The following is a 24,817-nucleotide window of genomic DNA, read 5'->3' as shown; positions in this document are numbered from 1 at the left end:
GGCGCGAGTGGGGGTAAGCGGCGGCGGGCCTGCTGTGCGAGACTCCGGCGACCCCTCGAAGGAGATCTGATGTCGCTCGACAATCTGCAGGCCCATAACCGGTTCATCGTCCGCCAGCGAATCCGGATGATGGTCAACCAGTACGAGGTGCACGCCGCGGCGCCCGACGGCTCCGAGGCCGGGCTGCTCGCGTTCGCGCAGCAGAAGCGGCTCGCCTTCAAGGAGCAGGTGACCATCTACACCGACGACTCCAAGCAGTACCCCCTTCTCGGCTTCAAGGCCCGGCAGCGGCTCGACCTCGGCGCCACCTACGACGTGACCGACCACGCCGGCAATCCGATCGGACTGTTCCGCAAGGACTTCGCGCAGTCGCTGCTGCGCTCGACGTGGCACGTCGAGCAGCCCGGGCTGCCGCCGGCCACCGGGCAGGAGCGCAGCCTGCCGGTCGCGCTGCTGCGCCGGTTCGTCGACTCGCTCTCCTGGCTGCCGTACCACTTCGACTTCGTGGCCGGTGGCCAGCCGGTGTTCTCGGTCGACAAGAAGTGGGGCCTGCGCGACCGGTACGTCGTCGACATCCACCACCCGCAGATCGACCGTCGCCTGGTGATCGCGATGGCCGTCGGGCTGGATGCGCTCCAGTCCCGCTGACCCTGCGCCACCTGTTCAACCCGCCGGCCGGAGCCGGGCGCGCCAGCGAATGACGCCCCGGCTCCGGCCGTGTCAGCGCCATCGGCGTACCGCCCCGGCTCGGCCGTGTCAGCCGGCTACGCCCGGTCCGGCGCGGCCGCGTCACCCAGCGGCGCCCTGGGCTGGGCGACACGTCAACCAGCGGCGTCCCGTCCCGCCCCGGCCGCCTCGGCCGGCAACGTCCCGCCCCGGCCTGGCCGCGTCAGCCGTCGGCGTGCCGGGCCGGCCCGGCCCGGGACGCCGCGGTGGCGTGACGGGTCAGCCCGGGCAGCGGCTCGACTCGTACCCGCGCTGTGACGATCAGGTCGAGCCCGTCGACCCGGCAGCCGGTCATCCGGCCTTCGTTGGCCGCCACCAGCTCGGCCGCGCGAGCGCACGCGCCCTCGACGCCGTCGAGCACCCGCCCGGCGCCGGCGAGCGCCCCGAGGTCCGCCGCGTTGCGGGCCTGGTGCCGAGCGCACCGGGCGGCCCCGAGCGCGGCGCCGAACATCCCGACCAGCACGAACACCAGCCCGATCGCGAGCAGGCACACCGTGGCTCCGCCCCGCTCGGCGGCGGTTCGGCGCGACGGCCGGATGGCTGTCACGGCACCGGCCCCGGCGCGCCGGGTTCCACTGCCGCCGCCGCCTGCCCCGACACGCTCAGTCTCGGCAGCCGAGCACCGAACGTCCGGACCGGTGCCCGAACCGTCGCCGTGACCCGGTCGCCTGCCACAGTCACCGACACCTCGGCGCCGTCGGGGGCGTACCGGAGGCCGGCGACCGCGCCGGACTCGCCCCGGGCCGCGGCGAGCGCCGCCTCCCGGGCCGCGTCGACGCAGCCGATCCGGGTACCCACCGCGTTCACCGCCGTCAGCCCCGCGAGGAGCAGCAGCATGAGCGCCGGCAGGCCGGCCGCCAGTTCGGCGGTGAAGGAGCCCCGCTCGCACGCGACCCACGAACGTCCCCGGCGGAGCAGGCGGACGAGCGCACTCGCGACCACCCCGGCCCGGATGCCGGCGGCGTCGCGGATCGGGCCCGCTCCGGTCGGGACGCTCAGCGGGTAAGTCGGAGCGGGGAACCAGCGCCCGTGACGGCCGGCCCACCGGCGCGGAATCACTTCAGGGCCCGGTCGATGACGGCGGTCAGCGCGGACTGCACGTTGCCGGAGGTGAGCACCTTCAGCAGGATCCCGGCGAAGGCGACCGCGGCGAGCGTGCCGACGGCGTACTCGGCGGTGTTCATGCCGGCGTCACCCCGCAGGCGGGTGAGGAGTTTGCGCATCTCGGTAGTCCTTTCTCGATGGTTCACAGCACGTCGCCGAGGACGGCGACGATCACCGGCACCAGACCGGCGAGAATGAAGGCGGGCAGGAAACAGAGCCCGAGCGGCAGCACGATGAGCACGCCCGCGCGCCGGGCGGCCGCCTCGGCGGCGGTCGACCGTTCGGCGCGGAGATCGTCGGCGAGCCGGGTCAGCGCGCGAGCCAGCGCGGCGCCGCTGTTCGCCGACCGGACCGCCGCCGCGACCACGGGTTCGGCCCCGGCCACGCAGCTCAGGTGCGCCCATGCCTCGGTTGCCGTACCGCCAAGGCCCAGCGTGCGGCCCACCCGGCCGAGCCGGTTGGCGAGCGGGCCGCCGAGCGCCTCGGCGACCGCCAGCACCGAACGGTCGACCGGTGCGCCCGCCCGCAGCGCGGCGGCCAGCAGGTCCGCGGCCAGCGGCAGATCGGCTGTCTCCCGCAGACGTCGGTCCCGGGCTGCGCGCGGCTCGATCCGCCGCAGCAGACGATCGGCGGCGACACCGGTCAGCAGCCCGAGGACCAGACCGGTCCAGCCGCCGACCACCACCGGCACGGCCAGCCCGGCCAGCGCTGCGCCCAGCCGTACCCGATCCGGCCACCACGCCGGGCGGGGCGGCCGGGGCGCCGGGGCCAGCCGGCGCAACCGCCGGGCCGGGCGGACCGTCGGAGCGGCGACGACCAGGAGCAACGCGGCGCCACCGAGGCACACGGCCGCCAGCACCTGACGGGACATCAGGCGGCCCATCCCGGTGTGACGCCGAGCCGCTCCGCCCAGAGCAGCCCGCCGACCTGCAACGCGACGGCCGCGAGCGCGCTGCCGCCACCCACGGGCGTGTGCAGCAGCACCGCCACCGGGTCCACCCCGATGCCGTAGCCCAGACCGATCCCGCCCAGGGGCAGCGCGGCGAGCAACCAGGCGGTCGCCCGTGCCCCGGCGGCCTGGTCGGCGGCAGCGGCGAGCCCTCGGTCGGCGGCGCGGGCGTCGGCCTCGATCCGTTCCAGCAGGTCGGCCAGGGGCGCCCCGGTGCTGTCGGCGAGCTTTCCGGCGGCCCGGGCGAGTCGCGCGACCCGACCCGGCCCGTCGTCGAGGTCGGCCGGCAGCCCGGCCCGCAGGTCGGCGGCGACGGCGGCCAGCCGGTCGAGGTCGCGGCGGTGCGCGAGGGCGGCCGCCCGATGGGTATGCCGACGCAGCACCGCCCGCGCCGCGAGGACGCCGTACGTGGCCAGCGCCAGCGCCGCCACCGGGCCACCGAGCAGCACCCCGGTCACGGCGCCGGACAGCGCCGACACGGGTAGCGCGCGTCGGAGGGTGAACAGCGGAGGCGCCGACGGGCCGGCCGATCGGTCGCCGTTCACCGCGAGCGTCGCCGGGCCGAGGCCGGCCCACTGCCGTGCCCGGTGCGCCAGCGCGGAAGCAGGCCCGGGGCGGGCCCACTCCCCTGCCCGGTGGGCCGGCCCGAGGCCGGCCCATTGCGCTGCCCGATGCGCTGGCGCGGATGCAGGCCCGAGGCCAGCCCACCGATGTGTCGGGTGCCCGGCTCCGGGCCGACGTGGTTCCCGAGCGCGGCCCGACGGTCGGCCGGACGACTGCGGCCCGGCGTCGAGCGGCCGGCGCGGACCCCTTCCGCGCTGGGCCGAACCACCGCCCAGGACCGCCAGTCGCCGGGCGCGACCCGCGCGTACCGGCCAGGCGACGGCCGCCGCCGCCACCGCGAGGAGCAGAGCCACCAGCCCGAGCCGGGCGGTCACGACGGTTCCGCCCCGGACACCTGGAGGATCGGCGGCACCGGCACACCCCGCTGCCGCAGCAGGGCGCCGAACGCACGGGCCGCCGGACCGGGGCCTCGCCCTCGTACCCAGGCCGGAATCACAGTCACCACGCGGTCGGGGCCGTCGGGCAGCAGCAGGCCGATGGAGTCCAGCACCCGTCCCTCGCCGGTCCGGCGGAGCTGAAGGACGACCTGCAACGCGGCCGCGACCTGCGCGTGCAGCGCGAGCCGGGGCAGGCCACCGAGCATCCCGAGCGCTTCCAGCCGGGCCGGGACGTCGGCCGGGGCGTTCGCGTGCAGCGTCCCCGCCCCGCCGTCGTGGCCGGTGTTCAACGCGGCGAGCAGGTCCACCACCTCGGCGCCCCGGCACTCGCCCACGACCAGCCGGTCCGGCCGCATCCGCAGCGCCTGCCGGACCAGATCGCCGAGCCCGACCGCCCCGGCGCCCTCGACGTTCGCGGTACGCGCCTGCAACCCGATCACGTGCGGATGCACCGGCCGCAGCTCGGCGGCGTCCTCCACCAGCACGATCCGCTCGGTGCCGGGCACCAGCCCGAGCAGCGTGTTGAGCAGTGTCGTCTTGCCGGAGCCGGTGCCGCCGCTGACCAGGTACGCGAGGCGGGCGGCCACCACCGCGGCGAGCAGCGGGGCGACCGGCCGGGCGACGGTGCCCCGATCCACCAGCTCGTCGAGGGTGAACGGCCGCTGCCGGAAGGTACGCAGCGACAGGTACGGCCCGTCGGTCGCCACCGGCGGCAGCACGGCGTGCAACCGGGTGCCGTCGGGCAGCCGCGCGTCGGCGTACGGGGAGGCGTCGTCCAGCCGGCGACCGGCAGCGGCGGTGAGGCGCTGCGCCAGCCGGCGTACGTCGTCGAGCGTGCCCAGCGGCACGGCCACCTGACGCAGCCCCTGCCCCCTGTCGACCCAGACCCGTACCCCGTTCACCAGCACGTCGGTGACCTGCGGGTCGGCGAGCAGCGGCGCGAGCGGGCCGGCGCCGATCAGGTCGTCGTGCACCCGGTCGGCGATCCGCAGCAACGTGGTGTCGCCGAGGACCGCGGTCGCCGGTTCAGCGCGTACGGCCGAGACGATCGCCGCCGGCGTGACCGGCGTCGCCTCGGCGGCGAACCGGTGCCGGACCCGGACGGCCAGCTCCCCGGGGTCGGCCGGCCCGGTCATGCCGCACCTGCCGCTGGCGACCCGACCAGCTCGTCCACGAGCCGCTGGCACAGGACGGCGAGCGGGCCCTTGCCGCTCGCGCCCGGCGCCTCGCCCCGCTCGAGCCCTCGGCACAGCCCCGGCTCGGGCCGCAGCGTGCCGGCGAGCGGCAGCCCCAGCGCCCGGGACACCTCGGCCGCGCGAAGCCGGCCGGGTGCCGGGCCGCGCACGATCACGGACAGGTCGACGCAGTGTGGCGCGGCGACGGCGGCGACCCGGGCCGCAGCGGCTGCGGCCCGCAGCTCGGCCGGTACGACGAGCAGCGCACGGTCGGCGGCCTGGAGCGCGATCACCGCCGCGTCGTCGAGGTGCCGGGGCAGGTCGAGCACGACCAGGTCCCGCCCTCGACGGCCGGCGTCGACGGTGGCGGCCATCGCCTCGGCCGGCAGGTGCCGCAGGTCCCCGCGATCCCAGGAGAGCACCACCAGGTCACCTCGGCTGGGCAGCGCGCGGACCAGCGACGGCGGGTCGACGCGCCCGTCCGTGCCGGCCAGCTCGGGCCAGCGCAACCCGTCGAGCTGCTCCCACCCGAGTACGAGATCGAGGCCCCCGCCGAGCGGGTCGGCGTCCACAAGCAGCGTCCGCAGGCGCGAGCGGGCCGCGGTGACGGCGAGCCCGCCGGCCAGCACACTGGCCCCGGCGCCACCCCGCCCGCCGAGCACCGCCACCACCCGCGCCGACGCCGGTCCCGACGGGCCGGCCCCGCATTCGGCGAACCGGTCGATCAGCCAGGGCTCGGCGGCCGGCAGCGTCGCGACGTGCTCCGCGCCGATCAGCTCGGCCAACTCCGTACCCGGATCGAGCTGGCCGGAGCGACCGACCAGGACCGTGCGGGGACGGCGGGGAAGGCGGGCCCGCAGGCAGGCCGCCGCCTGGTCGGCGCCGACCAGCACCAGCGGCGCCGGCGCCCAGCGGGCCCGGGCGGCCGCCGGGTCGGCGGCCAGCTCGACCTCGGTGCCACCGGCCGCCGCGAGCCGCAGCAGCTCGTCGAGAAGGTCGCCGTCGGAGGTGACGAGCAGAGGCAGGCGGCGGTACGGCGGGAGCGGGGTGCGCGGCGGCATGGCGGCCTCCATCGGTCGGACTCGGACGTGCCCGGCAGCCTGCCGAGCCGACGAGCCGAGCGAGGGGAATGACCGCTCGCCTGTGGACAACGAAGTGTGATGTGGACAGACCTCGGCGGAAGAGTGGATCTGCTATGTGCCGCGAGGGCCGGAGCACTGAGCGCACGGTCAGCCATTGACTACGGGGATGATCAGTAACGGATAATCGGGACCCCCTCGCCGCTCTATGGACGGCACCGGCTTGCGGATTCGAGGCCATGACCGATTCGTCGCACCCCCTCGCGATTCCCCCACCTCCACGTCACGCGCTGCCCGGCGAACCGACCGGCGGCGAGGCCTGGCTGCGTGATCCTTCACCGACAGCGCTCGCCGCGATCGCGGTCGGGCTCGTGGTCGTGGTACTCGCCAGCATCGTCAGCGCCTTCGCGACGCCCCGCCGCCCCGACCTTCCGCCACCGATCGAGGGTCAGGCGATCCTGGCGTCCCCGCCGCTGCCCGAGCAGGCCACGGAGGCACCGGCTGCGTCCTGGTCGCCGCCGCCGGTGTCGCTCTCCAGCCGCTCCGTCCTGCCCACCCGGACGGCCGCGCCGACCCGGGCCGCCGCTCCGACCAGGAAGCCGGCGTCGCCGAAGCCCTCACGTTCCAGGTCGAAACCGCCGGTCATCGGTCCTGGCGAGCTCAGCCCGCTGCCGCCGTCACGCGAACGGACGCTGCGTTCACACGGCGGCGGACCGGAGACGTTCATCGACTTCGTCAACACCCGGCGGGCGCCTGTCACCGTCTACTGGCTCAACTACGAGGGCCGGCGCCAGCGGTACGCGCTGCTCGAGCCCGGGCAGTCCTACCGGCAGCAGACGTACGTCGGTCATCCCTGGGTGGTCACCGACGAGCGCGGCGGCGGGCTGGTGTGTTTCGAGCCGGCCAGGCGCCCGATGCGTGCGGTGATCCGCTGACCCGACCGCAACTCGCTTGCCGGTCGGGATGCCGGCTGCGACGCTCCGGGCCGTGATCGACAAACCTGGCGTTGACGAGCAGATGGTGGCGGCCGAGGTAGCCGCCGCCTGGTCACTGGACGTCGCCGACCTCGTGTTCCTGCCGGTCAGGCTCGACGGGAACGCCTGGGCGTACCGGGTGGACACGGCCAGCGGTGGGCGGTACTTCCTGAAGCTGCGCCGCGGCGAGTTCACCCGGGCCGCCGTCGCGCTGCCCGGTTTCCTTCGCGCGCGGGGCCTACGGCAGGTCGTCGCGCCGATCGACCTTCCGGACGGCGGCGCCGTCCACGGCTTCGAGGGCTACCGGCTGCTGCTCTACCCGTTCCATGAGGGCGGCAGTCTGTGGACTCGCGGTCTCACCGACCGCCAGTGGATCGAGTACGGCGAGTTCCTGGGCCGGCTGCACGAGGTCACGCCGAGCGCCGAACTCGCCGCTGTCCTGCCGGTGGAGACCTACCGGTCGACCGCGGGCGAGCGGGTGCGAACGCTCGGCGAGCAGGCCGCGGCGAGCGACGCCCTCGGCGCGTTCTGGAAGCGGTACGGTGCCGCGCTGCACCGGCTGGCGGACACGGTGGACGAGCTTGCGTCCGGTGTGACGCGCGCTCGGCACGTCGTCGCCCACGCCGACATCCACCCGGGCAACCTGATCGCCGACGGCGACGGTCCGCTGCACGTCGTGGACTGGGACGCGCCGATGCTCGCGCCGCGCGAGCGGGACCTGATGTTCGTCCACAGCCAGGACTTCGGCGACCACCCGATCGACGCGCACCGGGCCGCACTGTTCCGGCGAGGCTACGGGCCGGTGGAGCCGGATCAGGGGTTGCTGAGTTACTACCGCGGCGAGCGGCATCTCGACGACGTGGCCGCTTTTCTCCGCAGCATCCTCGACTCCGAGGCCAGTCCGGAGTCCCGGGCCAACGACCTGCACTGGCTCACCCGTATCGCCGAGGCCGTCGCCGATCCCGGCTACGCGCCCTGAACAGCTACCCTGTCCGCCCTGGCGGACAGCTGACGTTGCGAGGTCACGTGTACGAGGACTCTGATCGGCAGGATTGGACGATCCGAGGTCTTCCTCTGCCCACCACGCTGGTCGACGTGCTGGAACAGGACCGTTGGCGGCACCCCGGGGACCACGTGCTTCAGAGCGTCATGCCGTGGTTCCAATACCCACTGATGTTCCCCGCCAGTCTTGACCGGATGCGGTTCGAGAACGACGCCCTGGATCTCTTCGCCGACGACGCCCCGTCGTCGCAGCTGTTTCGAGTGACCCGCGGCAACCGCATGGATCGTCCGGTCGACCTGCCGTGGCTCGACGCCGATCGTGCAGTCCTCATCGCGGTCAACCGGAACCCCGGAGACGACGTCGCCCTCGCGCTCGACTACCGCACCGATTTCGCTGACCCGAGGGTCGTCGCCAGTGACTTCTGGACCGACCCCAGCCGATGCTCCTGGCGGCTCGTGGCGCCCAGGTTCACGCAACTCCTCACGGCGCTCGGCCTCACCTGACCCGGGCATGCGCCTGCTGGTCCGCCCGTCGGCGGATCAGGAGCTGACCTCGCGCATCGTTCCGTCCGGACCCATGCGGTACATCCTCGGTGGCCCCATGGTCTGCAGTGCCTCCGCATGGGCGGCCTCGCGCGCGGCCCGCGCGTCAACGGACGGATCGGTCGCGTGAAAGCCGTGCAGATGCACGTCGTCAGGGTCGATGTCGTCGGGCGACGGACGGCCCTCGATGATGAAACCGAACAGCGCACGCAACGCTTCCTCGCCAAGGTCGAGGGGATGAAACGGCAGCGGGTACGGGTCCTGGTCGTGCCAGCCCGGGACCGGCTCGACGGAATGCTCACCGGTCCAGTACGGCAACTCGAAGTCGTACGGCTCGCCGATGTTCTCCTGGATGCCGCCGCTGGGCGACAGACTCAGTGATCTGACCAGCACGCCGTCCTCCCACACCGCGAAGCCGAGCCAGTCCACGGCCGAGTGCATCCCGTGCATGATGATTCGCCGGCCTGCTCCGGCCAGGCGCAGGTGCTCCGGCAGCTCAGAGGGGCGGTCGAGCACGAGCCGTCGGTCGCAGTACAGCTCCGCCCCGGCCAGCACGGTGGCGTACGTGACGCCGTCCGGCGGGTAGACGCCGTCGAGCAAGGTGTCGTCATCGCCGGGCTCGACGACGTAGCCGGGGTGGACTCGACGCACCAACGCCTCGGTGTCGGCTCGCTCCGATTGCCTGGCGCTCCGCAGCGCCGGACGAATGTCGCCGTCAGTAAACGCCAGCAGTGCCGTTTTCGCGCCCACGTCGCTCCTTCCGCTCCCGACGATCATGTCGGCTTGGTGGTCTGTCACAGACCCCTGAGACCGATCTGTAGCCGCACACGTCAACGAGCAGGTGCGCGCGCACGGTTGTCAGCTCGGCAGAGGTGTTCTGCACGCCCAGTGGCCCTGCGTTCCTCGCACGGTCGGTTGGAAAGTTGCCTTGCATCGTTCCGGTCGAGGTACTGACCAGCCATAGCGGCGCTCGCCGAGCGCCTGGAGGCCCATGTGGCTTCTGCCGCCTCCGGCGCTGGCATCACCGCCGGGAGGTGACCTGGACGACGCCGGGGAGGGCCTGTGACCTGCGGCGGAACGCTCACGGGGCAAAGGGACGACCCCCGTCGGGGGGAGACGGGGGTCGTCTTGTGGTTCGGCTCCGGGGGGGTCGAGCCGAACCGACTCAGCGGTTACGGGGGGTGCAACCGCCGAGGCCGGCGGCGTCGGGAATGCGAACTCCCGTCGCGAGGACAAGCATGCCGCAGCCGACCCTTATACGTCGAGTGGTGTTCAGTCCACGCAAAGCTAATTTCTCGCACATCAGATGTGACCGCCGTCACTCCTGCGGGTGCTCATCAACTTCCATGACCCTGGGCGGACGCCTCCGTGCCGCCGTCGGGCTAGACTTTCGCGCCGTGGGCCGCAGCGCCGCTTTCTTCGATCTCGACAAGACCGTCATCGCCAAATCGAGCGCCCTGGCATTCGGTCGGCCGTTCTACCGGGACGGGCTGATCACTCGGCGTGACGTGGTCAAGTCGGCGTACGCGCAGTTGATGTTCCGGCTGGGCGGCACCGACGAGCAGACCATGGCCCGCACCCGGGACTACCTGGCCACACTCTGCAAGGGCTGGCCGGTGGAACAGGTCCGCCAGATCGTCGCGGAGACGCTGCACGAGCTGATCAACCCCTATGTGTACGCCGAAGCGGCCGCTCTCATCGAGGAGCACCAGGCAGCCGGCCGGGACGTGGTGCTGGTCTCCGCGTCGGGTGACGAGATGGTCCGGCCGATCGGCGAGCTGCTCGGGATCACCGATGTGATCGCCACCCGCATGGGTGTGGTGGACGGCCGCTACAGCGGTGAGGTCGAGTTCTACGCCGCCGGTCCGAGCAAGGTCGAGGCGGTCAGCGAGCTGGCTCTGGAACGCGACTACGACCTCAGCGACTCGTACGCGTACTCCGACTCGTACTCGGATCGGCCGCTGCTGGAGTGCGTGGGGCATCCGACGGTGGTCAACCCGGACCGGGCGCTGCGCAAGCTTGCGGTGGAGAACTCGTGGCCGGTGCTGGAGTTCCGCCACCCGATTCCGCTGGGCCGCCGCCTGCGTGAGCGGCCGGCCGTGCCGGTCGCGGCGGCGGCGCTCGGTGTGGGCGTCGGCGTGGCCATCGGCATCGCCTGGTACGGCCGGCACCGCCGCACCCGCGCCGCCGCACCCACCGCCTGACCGGACGGGCCACCGGACAGGTCGGCCACCCCTCAGGACGCGGCGAGGATCTCGTCGCCGATGAGCGTGATCTGGTCCGCGCCGACCTCCACAGCCGTCATGTAGTGCCGCAGCCAGGAGCGCAGGCCGTCGGGCGTGCCGGTGGCGAACGCGCCGGCCGCGCCCACGTACTCGGGTTCGCGCTCGCGGTGACCGACGTCCACCGCGACCAGCCCGCGGGGGTCGAACCCGGTGGAGATCAGCACCAGCCGGGCGGCGGCCCGGGCCACCACCCCGGACGGGCCGGGGAACGGGCGCAGGTTCAGCAGCTCGCCGTGTACGACGGCGGCCAGCACCAGCGGTGGCACCTTCGTGCCGCCGGCGACCAGGGCGGCCAGGCCGTCGAGGCGGGCCGCGACCACCGGATCGGCGACCGGCCGGCCCAGTTCCTCCTCGGTCACCACGTCACGGGCAGCGAGCACGTGCAGCCGAGCCAGCACCTGCCGGGGCGCCTTGGGCCAGAGGTCGCTGAGCCCGGGGAGCGCTCCGGCCACCCGCAGCGCGCCCTGCAGCACCGGGTCGGTGACCGTGCCGGCGCGTACCTCCTCGCGGTCGTGGTCGCGGCCTTCCAGCGCGGCGCTGGCCACGGCCGAGCGGAGGCTGACCTCGGCGGCGACCTGGCCGCCCTGGCGGCGCAGCGCGCGGTGCCGGTGGGCCTGGTCGACCCGGTCGCGGGCCTGCTCGACGGCGGGGGCGACGTCGGCGAGCGCGAGCAGCGGGGCGAGCGGATCGGTGGTCACCCCGTCACGCTAGCGACCGCCGGGCTCCCCGCATGCCCGGGGTTGTTAAGAAGGGGCCCTTCCTCTACCGGAGGCGTTAACAGGGGGCCCTTCCTTACACCTCGGCGCGAGGGGAAGGCCGCTGGGCGCGCGGCGAGGGGTCGGGCGGTCGCGACCGGGGTACGGCGGGACTAACCTTCCCCGGAGTAGGAGACGCAGGTCACGCGACGAAGGAGTCACCGCATGAGCGAGGCATTGGCCAACTTGCTGAACGAGACGCGCCAGTTCCCGCCGCCGGCTGAACTCGCCGCGAACGCCAACGTGACCGCCGAGGCGTACGAGGAGGCGGCCGGTGACCGGCTGGCCTTCTGGGAGCGTCAGGCCGGCCGGCTGGCCTGGGCCCAGCCGTGGGAGCAGGTGCTCGACTGGTCGAACGCCCCGTTCGCGAAGTGGTTCACCGGGGGCCGGCTGAACGTGGCGTACAACTGCCTGGACCGGCACGTCGAGGCGGGCCTCGGGGACAAGGTGGCGATCCACTGGGAGGGCGAGCCCGGCGACACCCGCACCGTCACCTACGCCGACCTGCACCGGCTCACCTGCCAGGCGGCGAACGCGCTGACCGAGCTGGGCGTGAGCGCCGGTGACCGGGTGGCGATCTACATGCCGATGATCCCGGAGGCGGCGGTGGCGATGCTCGCCTGCGCCCGGATCGGCGCCACCCACAGCGTGGTGTTCGGCGGCTTCTCCGCCGACGCGCTCACCAACCGGATCCAGGACGCCAGCGCCAAGGTGGTGATCACCGCGGACGGCGGGTACCGGCGGGGCAAGCCGTCGGCGCTCAAGCCGACGGTGGACGAGGCGGTGGCGAAGTGCCCGTCGGTGGAGCACGTGCTGGTGGTCCGGCGTACCGGTGAGGAGGTCGCCTGGTCGGGCAAGGACCACTGGTGGCACGAGACGGTGGAGACCGCGTCGCCGGAGCACGAGGCCCAGGCGTTCGACGCCGAGCACCCGCTGTTCATCCTCTACACCAGCGGCACGACCGCCCGGCCGAAGGGCATCCTGCACACCACCGGCGGCTACCTGACCCAGGTGTCGTACACCACGCACGCGGTGTTCGACCTGAAGCCGGAGACGGACGTCTACTGGTGCACGGCCGACATCGGCTGGGTGACCGGGCACTCCTACATCGTGTACGGCCCGCTCTCCAACGGCGCCACCCAGGTCATGTACGAGGGCACCCCGGACACCCCGCACAAGGGCCGGTTCTGGGAGATCGTCGACAAGTACAAGGTGACCACCCTGTACACCGCGCCGACGCTGATCCGCACCATGATGAAGTGGGGCGAGGACATCCCGGCCGGGTACGACCTGTCGTCGCTGCGCCTGCTCGGCAGCGTCGGTGAGCCGATCAACCCGGAGGCGTGGATCTGGTACCGGCAGCACGTCGGCCGCGGTGAGCTGCCGGTGGTGGACACCTGGTGGCAGACCGAGACCGGCGCCATCATGATCTCGCCGCTGCCCGGCGTGACCGAGGCGAAGCCCGGTTCCGCGATGACCCCGCTGCCCGGCATCGTCGCCGACGTGGTGGACGACCAGGGCCAGTCGGTGCCGAACGGCGGCGGCGGGTACCTGGTGCTGAAGGAGCCGTGGCCGTCGATGCTGCGGACCATCTGGGGTGACGACAACCGGTTCCTGGAGACGTACTGGTCGCGGTTCGGCGCGGGCGCCAACACCGGCGACGAGTGGGTCTACTTCGCCGGTGACGGCGCGAAGAAGGACGACGACGGGCACATCTGGCTGCTGGGCCGGGTCGACGACGTGATGTTGGTGTCCGGCCACAACATCTCCACCACGGAGGTGGAGTCGGCGCTGGTCAGCCACCCGTCGGTGGCGGAGGCGGCGGTGGTCGGCGCGACCGACCCGACCACCGGGCAGGCGATCGTCGCGTTCGCCATCCCGCGCGGCACCGCGGAGACCGCCGGCGACGCGGGCGAGCAGCTCATCGCCGAGCTGCGCAACCACGTGGCGAAGACGCTCGGCCCGATCGCCAAGCCGCGGCAGATCATGCTGGTGCCTGAGCTGCCGAAGACCCGGTCCGGCAAGATCATGCGCCGGCTGTTGCGGGACGTGGCGGAGAACCGGTCGCTCGGCGACGTGACCACGCTCCAGGACTCCTCGGTGATGGAGTTGATCTCGTCGGGGATGAGCGGCGGCAAGTCCGACGAGGACTGACCACGGCCTGGCCAGGGGGCGGACCGCACTGCGGTCCGCCCCCTTCGTCGTACCCGGGATCCGCGCTGGTCGATCGGTGGACCCGATCTGACCTGATCGGCCAGAGCACTTTTCCACCACTGTCGATGTCGCTGGTTGTCGGTTACGTTCAGCCGCACCGGCGGATTTCGACGAGCGTCAGTGAGACGGCCGGTTCCCCACCATTCCCTACGAACGGAGTGGCATGCTCCCCATGTCGCAGCACAGGGCACGGCGACGCTTACTCGTCGCGCTGCCCGTCATCGCGCTCGCGGCCACGTCGCTGACCGCGACGGGCAGCGCGGCGGCCCAGCCGTCCCGGTCCGCACCGGTCACGATCGGGGCGGACGAGCACTACATCAACTACGCCGAGCCCGAGGTGCAGCCGGACACCGGCGGCAAGGAGATCAAGGGTCGCGACGGCGTCTTCTCCTCACCGGCGGACGAGGCCCGCGCCTACGACCGCAAGTACGCCGGCGGCAACCCGATCGCCGCCCGCGAGCTGGCCAAGCTGGAAGCCAAGTCCATCCGGACCGGTCACAGCCCGCGGAAGATCAAGAAGGCCAAGAGCACGCAGACCGCCAAGCTGCTGACCCTGCTCGTCGAGTTCAACGACAAGGCCAACGACGACTTCACCAACGTGATGGTCCCGAAGACGGTGTTCGAGGACCGCACCTGCGTTCCCGGCACCGTGCAGAACGGGCCGCGGCACAACACCATCCCGAACCCGGCCACGCTGCCGCACAAGGACAACAACTCGATGTGGGTGCCGGACTTCTCGCCGGCCCACTACGACAAGATGCTCTACAGCAAGAAGGGCATCACCGAGCGGGTCCGCAAGGACCTCAAGGGGCCGGACGGCAAGCCGGGCATCAGCCTCGCCGGGCGGACCATGCACAACATGTACCTGGAGATGTCCAAGGGCGCGTACACCGTGGACGGGCAGGCCAGCCCGTGGATCACGGTGCCGCACTCGGAGGGCTGGTACGCCGCGTCGCGCTGCTTCCAGGACGAGAACGGCAACTGGGTCGCCGGGCGTGAGCAGTCGATGAACGGCCACCCGGACAACCCGCAGGGCGCCGGGCGTCTCGCCACCGACGCGATCGACGCGCTGGCCGCGTCCGACCCGAACTTCCCGTGGGCCGACTACGACATCGAGGACCAGAGCGACCGCGACGGCGACGGCAACTACCACGAGCCGGACGGCGTGATCGACCACCTGGTGCTGGTGCACGCCAACCAGGGCAAGTCCCGTGGCGGCGGCGATGTCGGGATCTACTCGGTCTGGGCGCACTCCTCGACCGTGACCGGCGGCTACACGATCCCGGGCACCAACCTCAAGGTGTCGAACTACATCGTGCAGCCGGAGGACGCCGGCGTCGGCGTCTTCGCCCACGAGTTCGGGCACGACCTGGGCCTGCCGGACCTCTACGACACCTCCGGCAACGCCGACTCCGACGTGGACTTCTGGGACCTGATGGCGTCCGGCTCGCACTCCGGCGAGATCTTCCAGGCGCTCCCCACCCACATGGGCCTCTGGGACAAGTGGGTGCTCGGCTGGGCCGAGCCGAAGACGTTCGGGCCGGGTGACCGGTCCAAGCTGGTCAAGCTCGGGCAGACCTCGCGTACGCCGGTCGGCACCGAGGACGGCATCAAGATCGACCTGCCGGACAAGGTGATCTCGCTGGCGACGCCGCACAGCGGCGGGAACATGTGGTACTCCGGCGCGGACCAGAACTGGGCCGACGTCAAGCTGAGCCGCACGGTGACCGTCCCGAACGCCGCCGACGCGAAGTTCTGGATGTGGAACAACTACGTCATCGAGGCGGACTGGGACTTCGGCTTCGTCGAGGTCTCCACCGACGGCGGCGCCACCTGGAACGAGCAGAAGGTGTACGCCGAGGGCGGCGCGCTGGTCTCCACCAACGACGGCTACGCCGACCCGAACGGCCGGATGGTCGACTTCGGCAACAAGAAGTACGGCCTGACCGGCAGCACCGGCGGCTGGCGGCACGACTACGTCGACCTGTCGTCGTTCGCCGGGCAGACCGTGCAGGTGCGGCTGCGGTACGCCACCGACGAGGCGTTCGTCGAGCGCGGCTGGTTCGCCGACGACTTCTCGGTGACCGGCGGCGGCGCGACCACGTGGAGCGACGACGTCGAGAGCGGCGCGGCGGGCTGGACCCAGACCGGCGGCACCTTCACCGACACCAGCGGCGCGGGTTGGTACATCGACTCGGGCACGCAGGTCAAGTCGCACTACTACCTGGCCGAGTGGCGCAACTTCGACGGCTTCGACAACGGCCTGAAGTACACCTACGACACCGTCTACTCGCACGAGGCCTGGAAGGTCGACCGGATCGCGTACAACGCGCCGGGCATGCTGGTCTGGTACCGGGACACCCAGCTCGGCGACGTCAACCACGTCACCGCGCAGATGACCGCGCTGCCCAGCTACGGCGCGAAGGGCGGTCTGCTGATCGTCGACTCGCACAACGACCCGCTGCGCCGCAAGGGCACCGCGGCCGAGAAGGACCCGTCGGTGCTGAAGAACCTGCCCAGCCGGCCGCAGTCCTCCAACGCCGCGTTCGGCCTCAAGCCCACGTACCCCTTCAAGGAGTGCCTGGAGGCGGCGGACGAGCCGTACAGCGAGTACTGCACGAAGTTCGGCCCGCAGGCGCCGGTGAAGGGCTTCACCGACGCCAAGGGCTGGTACCCGGGCATCGAGATCCGGGACGGCGCCGCGTACGCGCGGGACAACGACGCCTCGGTGGTCATCCCGTCCCGGGGCAACCAGCAGTACACGACCCGGGTGGTGAACCCGGACGGCACTCCGGCGACCGACTACTACGGTTCGACGCTGGGTGGCGGGGCGATCGTGCTCGGCACCGGCAACCCGGGTGACGCGGGCGTCCAGTACGGCGTCTCGATCATCATCAAGCGGGCCGCCAAGGACAACTCGTACGCCCAGGTGTACGTGGTACCGCCGCGCAGCTGAAACGGGCGCGGTCAAAGCGGAACCGGAATGACCGAAAAATGATCTGATCCAGCTCGATGGGGGAAGGGCCGGGAGCGCGAGCGCTCCCGGCCCTTCCGCGTAACCGATTAATCCATGCATGTCACTGCACTCACCGCTGAGCGCATCGTTGCTGGTCAACGGCTCGGCGACCGGCGGTCATGTGACGGTGAAAAGCGTTCTCAACAAAAAGTTGCAACAAATCGACGCACGCATCTTCCCACCAGTCGCAGCAGTGTCTATGTTCACCCTTGGTCCCACTAGTGGGACGTTCCACCGGCCCGTACCCCCAGTTGGGCCGGTTCCCTCACACCGGAGGTACCACGTGCGCAAAGTCGCAGTGGGTCTGCTCGGGCTTTCGCTGACCGCGACGGGGCTGATGGCAGGCACATCCGCCAGCGCCGCGCCGACGCCGAAGCTGCCGGCCGCCGCTCCGTCGGTGGCCGAGCCTGCGCAGGCTGAGCACGACCTGCCCAACCCGCTGGAGGAGAAGCGGCGCGCGCTGCGCCAGGAGGGCCTCAGCGAGGTCCTGTCCGGCAGGGCGAAGGCCCAGAAGATCAACGGCAGCAAGGTCGTCAAGGTCGGCGAGCAGGCTGTCGCCGGTCCCGCGGCGGGCAAGGCAGCCAAGAGCACCAAGGCAGGCAAGGGTCCGACCAAGGACCAGTACGTCGAACTCTCCCGCGAGCGGACCGACAAGATCTTCGTCATCCTCGCGGAGTTCGGCGACGAGCGGCACCCGAACTACCCGGACCAGGACACCGACCCGGACACCCCGGGCCCGACCCGGTTCGACGGTCCGCTCCGCAACCAGATCCCCCAGCCCAACCGGGCGGTGGACAACTCCACGGTCTGGCAGGCGGACTACAGCGCCGACTACTACCGGGATCTGTACTTCGGCACCAAGCCCGGCGAGGAGTCGCTGAAGCAGTACTACGAGGCCCAGTCCTCGGGTCGGTACAGCGTCGACGGCGAGGTCACCAACTGGGTGAAGGTGCGGTACAACGAGGCTCGCTACGGCCGCTCCGGCGGCTACCCGTGCGCCTCGAACGTCTGCACCAACACCTGGGCCCTGGTCCGCGACGCCGCCAACCAGTGGGTCGCCGACCAGAAGGCGCAGGGCCGCTCCGACGCGGAGATCGCCGCGGACGTCAAGGCGATGGACGAGTGGGACCGGTACGACTTCGACGGCGACGGCGACTTCAACGAGCCGGACGGCTACATCGACCACTTCCAGATCGTCCACGCCGGCGGTGACGAGGCCGACGGTGACCCGTACCAGGGTGAGGACGCCATCTGGAGCCACCGGTGGTACGCCTTCGCCAGCGACCAGGGCAACACCGGCCCGGAGAACTTCCCGGCCGGCGGCACCCAGATCGGCAACACCGGCGTCTGGATCGGTGACTACACGATCCAGCCGGAGAACGGTGGCCGCAGCGTCTTCTACCACGAGTACGGCCACGACCTCGGTCTGCCGGACGACTACAACGTGGTCAGTGGTGGGGACAACAACAACGAGCACTGGACCCTGATGGCCCAGAGCCGGCTCGGCGCCAAGAACGACGGTGGCATCGGCGAGCGCGGTGGCGACCTCGGCGCCTGGAACAAGCTCCAGCTCGGCTGGCTCGACTACGAGGTGATCGTGGCCGGCCAGAAGCGCACCCTGGAACTCGGGCCGCAGGAGTACAACTCCAACAAGGCCCAGGGCGCCGTGGTGGTGCTGCCGCAGCGGGAGTACACGTTCCAGAACGGCAAGCCCTTCGAGGGTACGAAGCAGTTCTTCTCGGGCAACGACGACGACCTGAACAACACGATGACGCGCACTGTCGACCTCACCGGGAAGACCAGCGCCGCGCTGTCGATGAAGGGTCGCTACAGCATCGAGGCGGACTACGACTACCTCTTCTTCGAGGCGTCCACCGACGGTGGCCAGACCTGGGCCTCGCTGCCCGGTACGGCCAACGGCACCCCGCTGAAGGAGATCTCCCCCGGGCGCTACGCCCTGGACGGCTCCAGCAACAACCAGTGGGTCGACGTCAACATCCCGATGGACGCGGTCGCCGGCAAGGTCGTGCAGTTCCGGCTCCGCTACCAGACGGACGGCGGCGTCTCCGAGGGCGGCTTCTACGGTGACGCGGTCACCGTGACCGCCGACGGTCAGACGGTGCTCACCGACGGCGCCGAGGCCGGCGCGAACGGCTGGACCCTCAGCGGCTTCAGCATCGTCGAGGAGACCTACACCCGTAAGTTCGACAACTACTACATCGCCGGTCACCGGTCGTACGTCTCGTACGACAAGTACCTCAAGACCGGCCCGTACTTCTTCGGCTACGCGAACACCCGCCCGGACTACGTGGACCACTACGCGTACCAGGAGGGTCTGCTGATCTCCTACTGGAACCTCCGGTTCGCGGACAACGACACGTTCGCGCACCCGGGTGAGGGTCGGAACATGATCATCGACGCGCACCCGCGGCCGATCTACAACCTGACCGGCCAGCCCTGGCGGGCCCGTGTCCAGGTCTACGACGCGCCGTTCAGCCTGAAGAAGGCCGACTCGTTCACGCTGCACATCAACAGCCAGCCGCAGTACATCCGCGGCCAGGCGGCGCAGCCGCTGTTCGACGACACCAAGCAGTACTGGTACCCGGAGCTGCCGAACCACGGCGTCAAGCTCCCGGCCACCGGCACCAAGATCAAGGTCCTGGAGCAGAACGGCACCTCGCTGAAGGTCCGCTTCTCCTGATCCACTGATCGACGCGCCACGCGATGCCCGGGCGGGCTCACCGCCCGGGCATCGCCCTTTTCCGCCGGAACCCGCCGGCCCGTGCCCGCGTCCTACCCCGGTGACGCCCCGTACCGCCCTGCCGGCCGCTCTCGCGATGGCGCTGCTCGCCGCCGCGGGCTGCGCCGGAAACGGAGGACCCGTGTCCGACGACCGCCAGCCGCCCACCCCGGTCACGCCGCCCTCCGCCGGCCCGGCCACGCCGCCCGCGTCCCGAGCCGACGCACCGGCCGCGAGCGGCGCGGCCACGCCTGCCGACCGGCCCACGCCGCTGTCCGCCACCGAACTGCCGACGCTGCGGCGCCCCGCCGGCCCCCCGAAGAAGCCGACCGACAACCGGCCGGCCGGCGTCGTCGCCGGCTGGATCATCCGGGGCGGCTCCGGCCCCTGCTACGGCCTGATGGACGAGAACGGCACGGAGTACGCCGTCTACGGCCCGAACACCGGGGAACTGCGCAAGGGCGACTTCGTCTCGCTGCGGCTCACCGCGCGGGACCGCTCGGTCGACTGCGGTCCCGGCATCCCGATGCGCGTCGTCGAATCCTGACCTCACAAGCGGTCTCGGGGCTCATGGGTCGCCTCCCGGAGAAATCCCTGATCCTGGTCACCTGCGAGCCCGATGCGCGACCGGCGGCCCTAGGCTGTGCCCCATGACCGACCAGCGCGGCGGACCCGTCGACGAGTCCTGCGTCCTGCCCGAAGGGCCGTGGACGCACCGGTTCGTCGGCGCCAACGGCAGCCGGTTCCACGTCGTCGAGGCGGGCGCCGGCCCGATGGTGCTCTTCCTGCACGGCTTCCCCGAGTACTGGTACGCCTGGCACGAGATGCTTCCGGCGGTCGCGGACGCGGGCTTCCGGGCGGTCGCCGTCGACCTGCGCGGCTACGGCGCGAGCGACAAGCCACCCCGGGGGTACGACGGCTACACGCTCGCCGCCGACGTCGCCGGCCTGATCCGCGCACTGGGCGAGCGGTCGGCCACGGTGGTCGGCACCGGCGCGGGCGGGCTCATCGGCTGGACCGCCGCCTCCTTCCACCCGACCCTGGTCCGGCGGCTCGTGGTGCTCGGCGCGCCGCACCCGCTGCGGCTGCGGGCCGCCATCTTCGCCGACCCGCGCGGCCAGTTCGCCTCGGCCACCGCGACGCTGAAGTTCCAGCTCCCCCGCTACGAGCACGTCCTGACCCGGGACGACGCCGCCGAGGTGGAGGAGATCCTGCGCCGGTGGGGCGGCCCAAGCTGGGCGGACAGCCCCGACTTCGCCGACTACGCCCACTGCTGCCGGGTCGCGATGCAGATCCCGCAGGCCGCGTTCTGCGCGATGGAGGGCTACCGCTGGGCGTTCCGCTCGGTGCTGCGGCTGCACGGCTACCGCTTCGTGAAACTGATGCAGAAGCCGCTCGTCACGCCGACCCTGCAACTGCACGGCGCGCTCGACCGCGCCTCGCTGCCCCGTACCGCCCAGGGCTCCGGCCGCTACGTCAGCGCGCCGTACGAGTGGCGGCTGCTCGACGACGTGGGGCACTTCCCGCACGTGGAGGCCCGGGACCTGGTGCTCGGCGAGATCCTGCGCTGGGCGAAGTCCTGACTCAGACCCGCTGCTCGCCCAGGTCGGCCACCTCGGACGCGGGCGCCCAGCCCTGGTAGACGCCGAAGTCGAACGCCTCCAGCCCCATCGCCTCGGCCACCGGCCAGCGCCCGCCCGTGTACTCCAGCCGCAACCAGCCCTCGTGCTCGGCCAGCACGATGAACGGCTGCCCCTGCCAGGTGCAGGTGGTCCGCACGTACGCGAGATCGTCGACCTCGGCCGCCGGCACCACCCGGACGTACCGGCCGGGGCGTACCTCGGTGAATCCCTCGTCCGGGCCGGGCTGGTAGAGGCGGACCTCGTCCCCGGCGGGGCTGGCCTGATACTCCCGCCCCCGCCAGCGGGCGACGTAGCCGTCGCGGGTCACGCCTCGTCCGCCTTCCGCCAGACCAGCGCGTCGGTGTCCAGGACCGCGACCAGCCGCGTGTCGCCGTCCGCGCCGAGTCGCCACAGCTCGGCGCCGTGCGGCAGGCGGGCGCTGTCCACCTTGAACTCGGCGATCACGTCGCTGCTCTCCCCGGGGGCGAAGCCGTTGCCGCGGAACGGCAGCCGCTCGATCACCCAGCCCTCCATCGCCCGCATGGCGGACTCGTTCGGGCCGCCGTAGGGGATCCGGTAGAGGCTCGGCCGGTAGGCCGGCCACCGCAGCAGGTAGATCTCCTCGTCGTCCGGGGAGAACGGGGATCCCGGGTGGCCGAGGCCGAGCGCGCGGTACAGCACCGCCGGGCTGTTCAGGTGCGCCAACTCCCCGGCCCGGTGCACGAAACCGGAGACCCGGTCATAGCCACGCTCCAGGTAGTACGCGAGTTGGCTCGCCGCGATCGCCTTCTGCATGGTCACCGGCCGGTTCACGGCGATGGTCGGCGCCGCCGGGCGCTGTCGTTCCGCCGGCTGCGGCGCGGCGGCCGGCTCCGGGTCGTCGCCGAGGCCGACCTCGGCCGCCCAGTTGGCGAGCGCGAGAACCTGCTCCCCCGGGTACGTCGCACCGACCGGGCTGTCCGGGTTCACCCGGAACGACCAGGACACGTCCGGCCACTTGCGAATGAGCTGGACGAACTTGACCCGTACCGTCTCGACCGCGTCTCCGGCGTGCTCGGCGAGGCGTTCCGGGGAGGTGTAGACCGAGACGGACGTCTCGCCGTCGACCGGCTCGGTGTGCCAGACGAACCCCGGATCACCCGGTCGGCTGCCGGCGGCCGAGTCGGGCGCGGCCGGCAGCAGTACCCGGGCCAGCAGCAAAGTGGTGAGGAAGCCGTCGGTGCGCCCGCTGCCCGCGGCGGCCAGCAACTCCTCCTCCACGTCGTTCGCCGGCACGAAGTCGGCCGGAGCGACGGCGTCCGCCGCGTCGCCGCCGATCGGCGCCGGCTCCGCTACGGGCGCGGGCGGCTCCGCCACGTCCGGCGCCTCGTGCGGGGTGGACAGCGCGACGGTCGGCTCACCCGGGGCGAACAGCGACGTGGTGGCGGAGTTGTCGAAGGCGGTCGGTTCGGCGGCCGTCGGTTCGGCGTGGACGGTCGGCTGCGTGGCCGGGTCGGCGTCGGTGGTCGGCTGGAAGAGCGACACGGTGGCCTGTTCCTCGGCGATGGCCGGCGCGAACAGGGAAGCCGTCGGCTCGGCCGGGGTCGGCTCGTACAGCGAGGTGGTCGGCTCGGCCGGGGTCGGCTCATACAGCGAGGTGGTCGGCTCGGCCGGCGTCGGCTCGTACAGCGGAGTGGTCGGCTCGGCCGACGGCGTGTTCGCCTCGAACAGGGACACGGTGGGTTCGGTCGACGACGCCGGGCGCCCGAAAAGCGACTCGGACGGCTCGGCCGACGGCTCGAACAGGGACTGCGTCGGCTCGGCTGACGATGACGGCGTCCCGAACAGGGACTGGGTCGGCTCAGCCGACGATGCCGACGCCCCGAACAGGGACGTGGTGGCGTCCTCCGACGTCCGGTCGAACAGCGGCTCCGGCGGCGAGCCGGGCAACGGCGCGGTGGGTTCGGACGTCGAGGCGAACGACACCGTCGACTCATCGAGCCGCCCGGTCCGGTCGAACGGCGCCGTTTCGGCTGGTGGAACGGTGTGGGCGGCCTCGGTGAGGTGCGTCGTCTCGTCGCCGGTCGTCACCAGCGGGTCGGCCGGCAGCGGGTCGGCCGGCAGCGGCGCGGTCGGGTCGGCGGCGCCGGCCCAGGGTGCCGCCACGTGATCGGCGGGCGCGGAACGCACCGGGTCGGCGTACTGCGAGGACCAGGGCGGGTCGGGCTCGGTCAGGTCGCGGGCCTCGATGACGGTGCCCTCGATGACGATGGGAGTGAAGTCCCGGCGCGACGCGGGCGGGCTCGACACCGGCTCGGCGATCGACGGCGACAGCGACTCCGCCGGGTCCTCGGCCGCGTTCCAGGGCGGGGCCTCCCGGTCGGGGCCGATCGGATCGGCCCAGGCGTCCGTCGCGGGGGTGGCGGGGCCGGAGTTACGCCGGGGCAGCGTCTCGACGGCGTCCTCGGGTGGGCGGGTCGGCCGGAACGCCTGGGTCGCCTCGTCGGCCCGGGAAACCGGAGGCGGCTCGTCCGCCCGCGTCGCGAACGCCTGGGTGGGCTCCTCGCGTACCGGCTCGTTCAGCGGACGGCGACGCGGAAACGGCTGGCCGCCGGCGAACCGGGTCGGCGGGGCGGCCCGGTCGGCGGCCCGCCGCGGCGCGTCCAGCGATGACGAGCGGCGTGTCGAGCGGCCGGAGGCGGGCTCGAAGAAGGAGCGGGACGGCGGCGGCGGGGTGGGGGTCTCCGGCGGCTCGTCGGTCGACGCCGGCTGGGCGGCGAACGGGTCCGGCTCGTCGGGGCGGCGGCGCAGATCGGTGAGCCAGCCGTCCAGGGCGTCCGTGCCCGGTTCGTCGCCGGCGTCGGCGCGGCCCGCGCCGTCCCGGTCCGGCTCCCGGCGGCGGGGCGGCATGGTCGGCAGCCGCCGTCCCAGGACCGAAGCGCCGCGCATCGGCACCGTGGGCGGCTCGTCGTGCTCCGTCCGCCGCTCGCCCCGGCCGTTCGGTACCGGGGGAGGCGGCACCGCGGGAGGCGGAACGGCTACGGGCGGCACCGCGGCCGGGGGAACCACAGGGGGCGGAACGGCGGCCGGCGGGACGGGCACGGCCGAGGGGCGGGGCGCGGACTCGGGTACGCCGTTGCGAGCGCTCCGGGCCGCGCTCTCCACCCGGTCCAGCCGGGCCCGGGCGCCCATGGTCCGGCCGGGCAGCCGGACGTCGCCCCGGGAGAGCTGAGCGACGTACCAGGCGGGCAGGTAGCCCTCGATCGGCAACCCGGGGTTGACCGCCAGCCACCACTCCGGGTTGGGCCAGCCGGCCGCCAGCTCCGGGTAGGGGACACGGCGGGCCGTACCGGCGTTCTCCCCCAGGCTGGCCCGCAGCGCGGCGGCGGAGGTGAAGGCGAGCACGTGCGTGCGGCCGCCGGAGGTCCAGGTGCCCCATCCGCCGGCCGAGCCGCCGACCGGCAGGAACAGATCGACGCGCGTCAGAGCTCGAAAGTACTGCTGCTGGTCCTGGGCGCGTAACGCGTCCCGCATCGCCACCTCGGCCTCGGTGGCCGGCTCCCATCCGGTCACGGCCACCTCTCCTTCCGCGAACAGGCCACAGGCATCGCCTACAACCTACAAGGTGGCAGCAAGATCAGGACTTCTGGCCA

Annotated in this window: 21 protein-coding genes; 10 read left to right on the top strand and 11 right to left on the bottom strand. The window is 72.5% G+C overall.

Annotation, left to right across the window (positions count from 1 at the left end):
* The first annotated feature begins 69 nt into the window (after positions 1-69).
* Positions 70-648, top strand: a complete 579-nt coding sequence (locus MicB006_RS02230; protein WP_030503750.1) for a hypothetical protein — start codon at positions 70-72, stop codon at positions 646-648.
* 241 nt (positions 649-889) lie between these two features.
* On the opposite strand, the gene MicB006_RS02225 is transcribed toward MicB006_RS02230, so the two are convergent.
* From MicB006_RS02225 to ssd, 7 genes are all read right to left on the bottom strand, one after another.
* A complete protein-coding gene (locus MicB006_RS02225; protein WP_192900174.1) occupies positions 890-1,273 on the bottom strand; it encodes an Rv3654c family TadE-like protein in 384 nt (127 codons plus the stop codon).
* Complete coding sequence (locus MicB006_RS02220; RefSeq protein ID WP_225980612.1) at positions 1,270-1,668, bottom strand: TadE family type IV pilus minor pilin; 399 nt, start codon at positions 1,666-1,668, stop codon at positions 1,270-1,272. Before MicB006_RS02220 ends, MicB006_RS02225 begins: the two co-directional genes overlap by 4 nt.
* 113 nt (positions 1,669-1,781) lie before the next feature.
* Complete coding sequence (locus MicB006_RS02215; protein WP_013283643.1) at positions 1,782-1,949, bottom strand: DUF4244 domain-containing protein; 168 nt, start codon at positions 1,947-1,949, stop codon at positions 1,782-1,784.
* A 23-nt stretch (positions 1,950-1,972) separates the two neighbouring features.
* A complete protein-coding gene (locus tag MicB006_RS02210; protein ID WP_116511091.1) occupies positions 1,973-2,701 on the bottom strand; it encodes a type II secretion system F family protein in 729 nt (242 codons plus the stop codon).
* Positions 2,701-3,324 carry a hypothetical protein gene (locus tag MicB006_RS32695; protein WP_370013406.1) on the bottom strand — a complete coding sequence of 208 codons (624 nt, stop codon included), beginning with the start codon at positions 3,322-3,324 and terminating at the stop codon, positions 2,701-2,703. Before MicB006_RS32695 ends, MicB006_RS02210 begins: the two co-directional genes overlap by 1 nt.
* A 389-nt stretch (positions 3,325-3,713) precedes the next feature.
* Positions 3,714-4,916 carry a TadA family conjugal transfer-associated ATPase gene (locus MicB006_RS02200; RefSeq protein ID WP_116503507.1) on the bottom strand — a complete coding sequence of 401 codons (1,203 nt, stop codon included), beginning with the start codon at positions 4,914-4,916 and terminating at the stop codon, positions 3,714-3,716.
* A complete protein-coding gene (gene ssd, locus MicB006_RS02195) occupies positions 4,913-6,016 on the bottom strand; it encodes a septum site-determining protein Ssd (RefSeq protein WP_116511087.1) in 1,104 nt (367 codons plus the stop codon). Before ssd ends, MicB006_RS02200 begins: the two co-directional genes overlap by 4 nt.
* Before the next feature lie 257 nt (positions 6,017-6,273).
* Between ssd and MicB006_RS02190 the strand changes: the two genes are divergently transcribed.
* From MicB006_RS02190 to MicB006_RS02180, 3 genes are all read left to right on the top strand, one after another.
* A complete protein-coding gene (locus MicB006_RS02190; protein WP_116503505.1) occupies positions 6,274-6,969 on the top strand; it encodes a hypothetical protein in 696 nt (231 codons plus the stop codon).
* A 52-nt stretch (positions 6,970-7,021) separates the two neighbouring features.
* The gene (locus tag MicB006_RS02185) at positions 7,022-7,987 is read left to right on the top strand and encodes a phosphotransferase enzyme family protein (protein ID WP_116511086.1); all 966 of its coding nucleotides are present in this window, start codon (positions 7,022-7,024) and stop codon (positions 7,985-7,987) included.
* Between the two features lie 116 nt (positions 7,988-8,103).
* Positions 8,104-8,514: a hypothetical protein gene (locus tag MicB006_RS02180; RefSeq protein ID WP_152037812.1), complete on the top strand. Its 411-nt coding sequence runs from the start codon at positions 8,104-8,106 to the stop codon at positions 8,512-8,514.
* Between the two features lie 36 nt (positions 8,515-8,550).
* Here MicB006_RS02180 and MicB006_RS02175 read toward each other — a convergent pair whose 3' ends face one another.
* Positions 8,551-9,303 (bottom strand): hypothetical protein, encoded by a 753-nt coding sequence (locus MicB006_RS02175; protein WP_116511084.1) that lies wholly within the window; start codon positions 9,301-9,303, stop codon positions 8,551-8,553.
* Between the two features lie 647 nt (positions 9,304-9,950).
* Here MicB006_RS02175 and MicB006_RS02170 point away from each other — a divergent pair.
* The gene (locus MicB006_RS02170) at positions 9,951-10,757 is read left to right on the top strand and encodes an HAD family phosphatase (protein ID WP_043327262.1); all 807 of its coding nucleotides are present in this window, start codon (positions 9,951-9,953) and stop codon (positions 10,755-10,757) included.
* A 32-nt stretch (positions 10,758-10,789) separates the two neighbouring features.
* Here MicB006_RS02170 and MicB006_RS02165 read toward each other — a convergent pair whose 3' ends face one another.
* Positions 10,790-11,536, bottom strand: coding sequence for an oxidoreductase (locus MicB006_RS02165; protein ID WP_073826258.1), 747 nt, complete (start codon positions 11,534-11,536; stop codon positions 10,790-10,792).
* 222 nt (positions 11,537-11,758) lie between these two features.
* Here MicB006_RS02165 and acs point away from each other — a divergent pair, with 222 nt between their 5' ends.
* The 5 genes from acs to MicB006_RS02140 all read left to right on the top strand — a co-directional run bounded on the left by acs (position 11,759) and on the right by MicB006_RS02140 (position 21,146).
* On the top strand, positions 11,759-13,747 hold the full coding sequence (acs, locus tag MicB006_RS02160; RefSeq protein ID WP_116503501.1) for an acetate--CoA ligase: 1,989 nt from the start codon (positions 11,759-11,761) through the stop codon (positions 13,745-13,747).
* A 232-nt stretch (positions 13,748-13,979) separates the two neighbouring features.
* Positions 13,980-16,763 (top strand): immune inhibitor A domain-containing protein, encoded by a 2,784-nt coding sequence (locus MicB006_RS02155; RefSeq protein WP_225980610.1) that lies wholly within the window; start codon positions 13,980-13,982, stop codon positions 16,761-16,763.
* 358 nt (positions 16,764-17,121) lie between these two features.
* On the top strand, positions 17,122-19,524 hold the full coding sequence (locus MicB006_RS02150; RefSeq protein ID WP_073826268.1) for an immune inhibitor A domain-containing protein: 2,403 nt from the start codon (positions 17,122-17,124) through the stop codon (positions 19,522-19,524).
* 181 nt (positions 19,525-19,705) lie between these two features.
* A complete protein-coding gene (locus MicB006_RS02145) occupies positions 19,706-20,110 on the top strand; it encodes a hypothetical protein (protein ID WP_225980609.1) in 405 nt (134 codons plus the stop codon).
* A gap of 103 nt (positions 20,111-20,213) precedes the next feature.
* A complete protein-coding gene (locus tag MicB006_RS02140) occupies positions 20,214-21,146 on the top strand; it encodes an alpha/beta fold hydrolase (RefSeq protein ID WP_116503497.1) in 933 nt (310 codons plus the stop codon).
* Position 21,147: 1 nt separating this feature from the next.
* Here the strand turns inward: MicB006_RS02140 and MicB006_RS02135 are convergent, their stop codons facing one another.
* Both MicB006_RS02135 and MicB006_RS02130 read right to left on the bottom strand, forming a co-directional pair.
* A complete protein-coding gene (locus tag MicB006_RS02135) occupies positions 21,148-21,513 on the bottom strand; it encodes a hypothetical protein (protein WP_073826273.1) in 366 nt (121 codons plus the stop codon).
* Positions 21,510-24,737 carry an SseB family protein gene (locus MicB006_RS02130; RefSeq protein ID WP_225980608.1) on the bottom strand — a complete coding sequence of 1,076 codons (3,228 nt, stop codon included), beginning with the start codon at positions 24,735-24,737 and terminating at the stop codon, positions 21,510-21,512. Before MicB006_RS02130 ends, MicB006_RS02135 begins: the two co-directional genes overlap by 4 nt.
* Positions 24,738-24,817 lie beyond the last annotated feature (80 nt).

Source organism: Micromonospora sp. B006 (assembly GCF_003408515.1).
Classification (GTDB): domain Bacteria; phylum Actinomycetota; class Actinomycetes; order Mycobacteriales; family Micromonosporaceae; genus Micromonospora; species Micromonospora echinospora_A.
The sequence above is the reverse complement of the archived record's forward strand: the minus strand, read 5'-3'. Positions and strand labels throughout refer to the sequence as shown.

What these genes read in the sequence shown, in the direction of transcription:
- MicB006_RS02140 (WP_116503497.1), top strand. Translation starts at nt 20,214, where the DNA reads ATGACCGACCAGCGCGGCGGACCCGTCGACGAGTCCTGCGTCCTGCCC.
- MicB006_RS02210 (WP_116511091.1), bottom strand. Translation starts at nt 2,701, where the DNA reads ATGTCCCGTCAGGTGCTGGCGGCCGTGTGCCTCGGTGGCGCCGCGTTG.
- acs (WP_116503501.1), top strand. Translation starts at nt 11,759, where the DNA reads ATGAGCGAGGCATTGGCCAACTTGCTGAACGAGACGCGCCAGTTCCCG.
- MicB006_RS02215 (WP_013283643.1), bottom strand. Translation starts at nt 1,949, where the DNA reads ATGCGCAAACTCCTCACCCGCCTGCGGGGTGACGCCGGCATGAACACC.
- MicB006_RS02200 (WP_116503507.1), bottom strand. Translation starts at nt 4,916, where the DNA reads ATGACCGGGCCGGCCGACCCCGGGGAGCTGGCCGTCCGGGTCCGGCAC.
- MicB006_RS02155 (WP_225980610.1), top strand. Translation starts at nt 13,980, where the DNA reads ATGTCGCAGCACAGGGCACGGCGACGCTTACTCGTCGCGCTGCCCGTC.
- ssd (WP_116511087.1), bottom strand. Translation starts at nt 6,016, where the DNA reads ATGCCGCCGCGCACCCCGCTCCCGCCGTACCGCCGCCTGCCTCTGCTC.
- MicB006_RS02190 (WP_116503505.1), top strand. Translation starts at nt 6,274, where the DNA reads ATGACCGATTCGTCGCACCCCCTCGCGATTCCCCCACCTCCACGTCAC.
- MicB006_RS02230 (WP_030503750.1), top strand. Translation starts at nt 70, where the DNA reads ATGTCGCTCGACAATCTGCAGGCCCATAACCGGTTCATCGTCCGCCAG.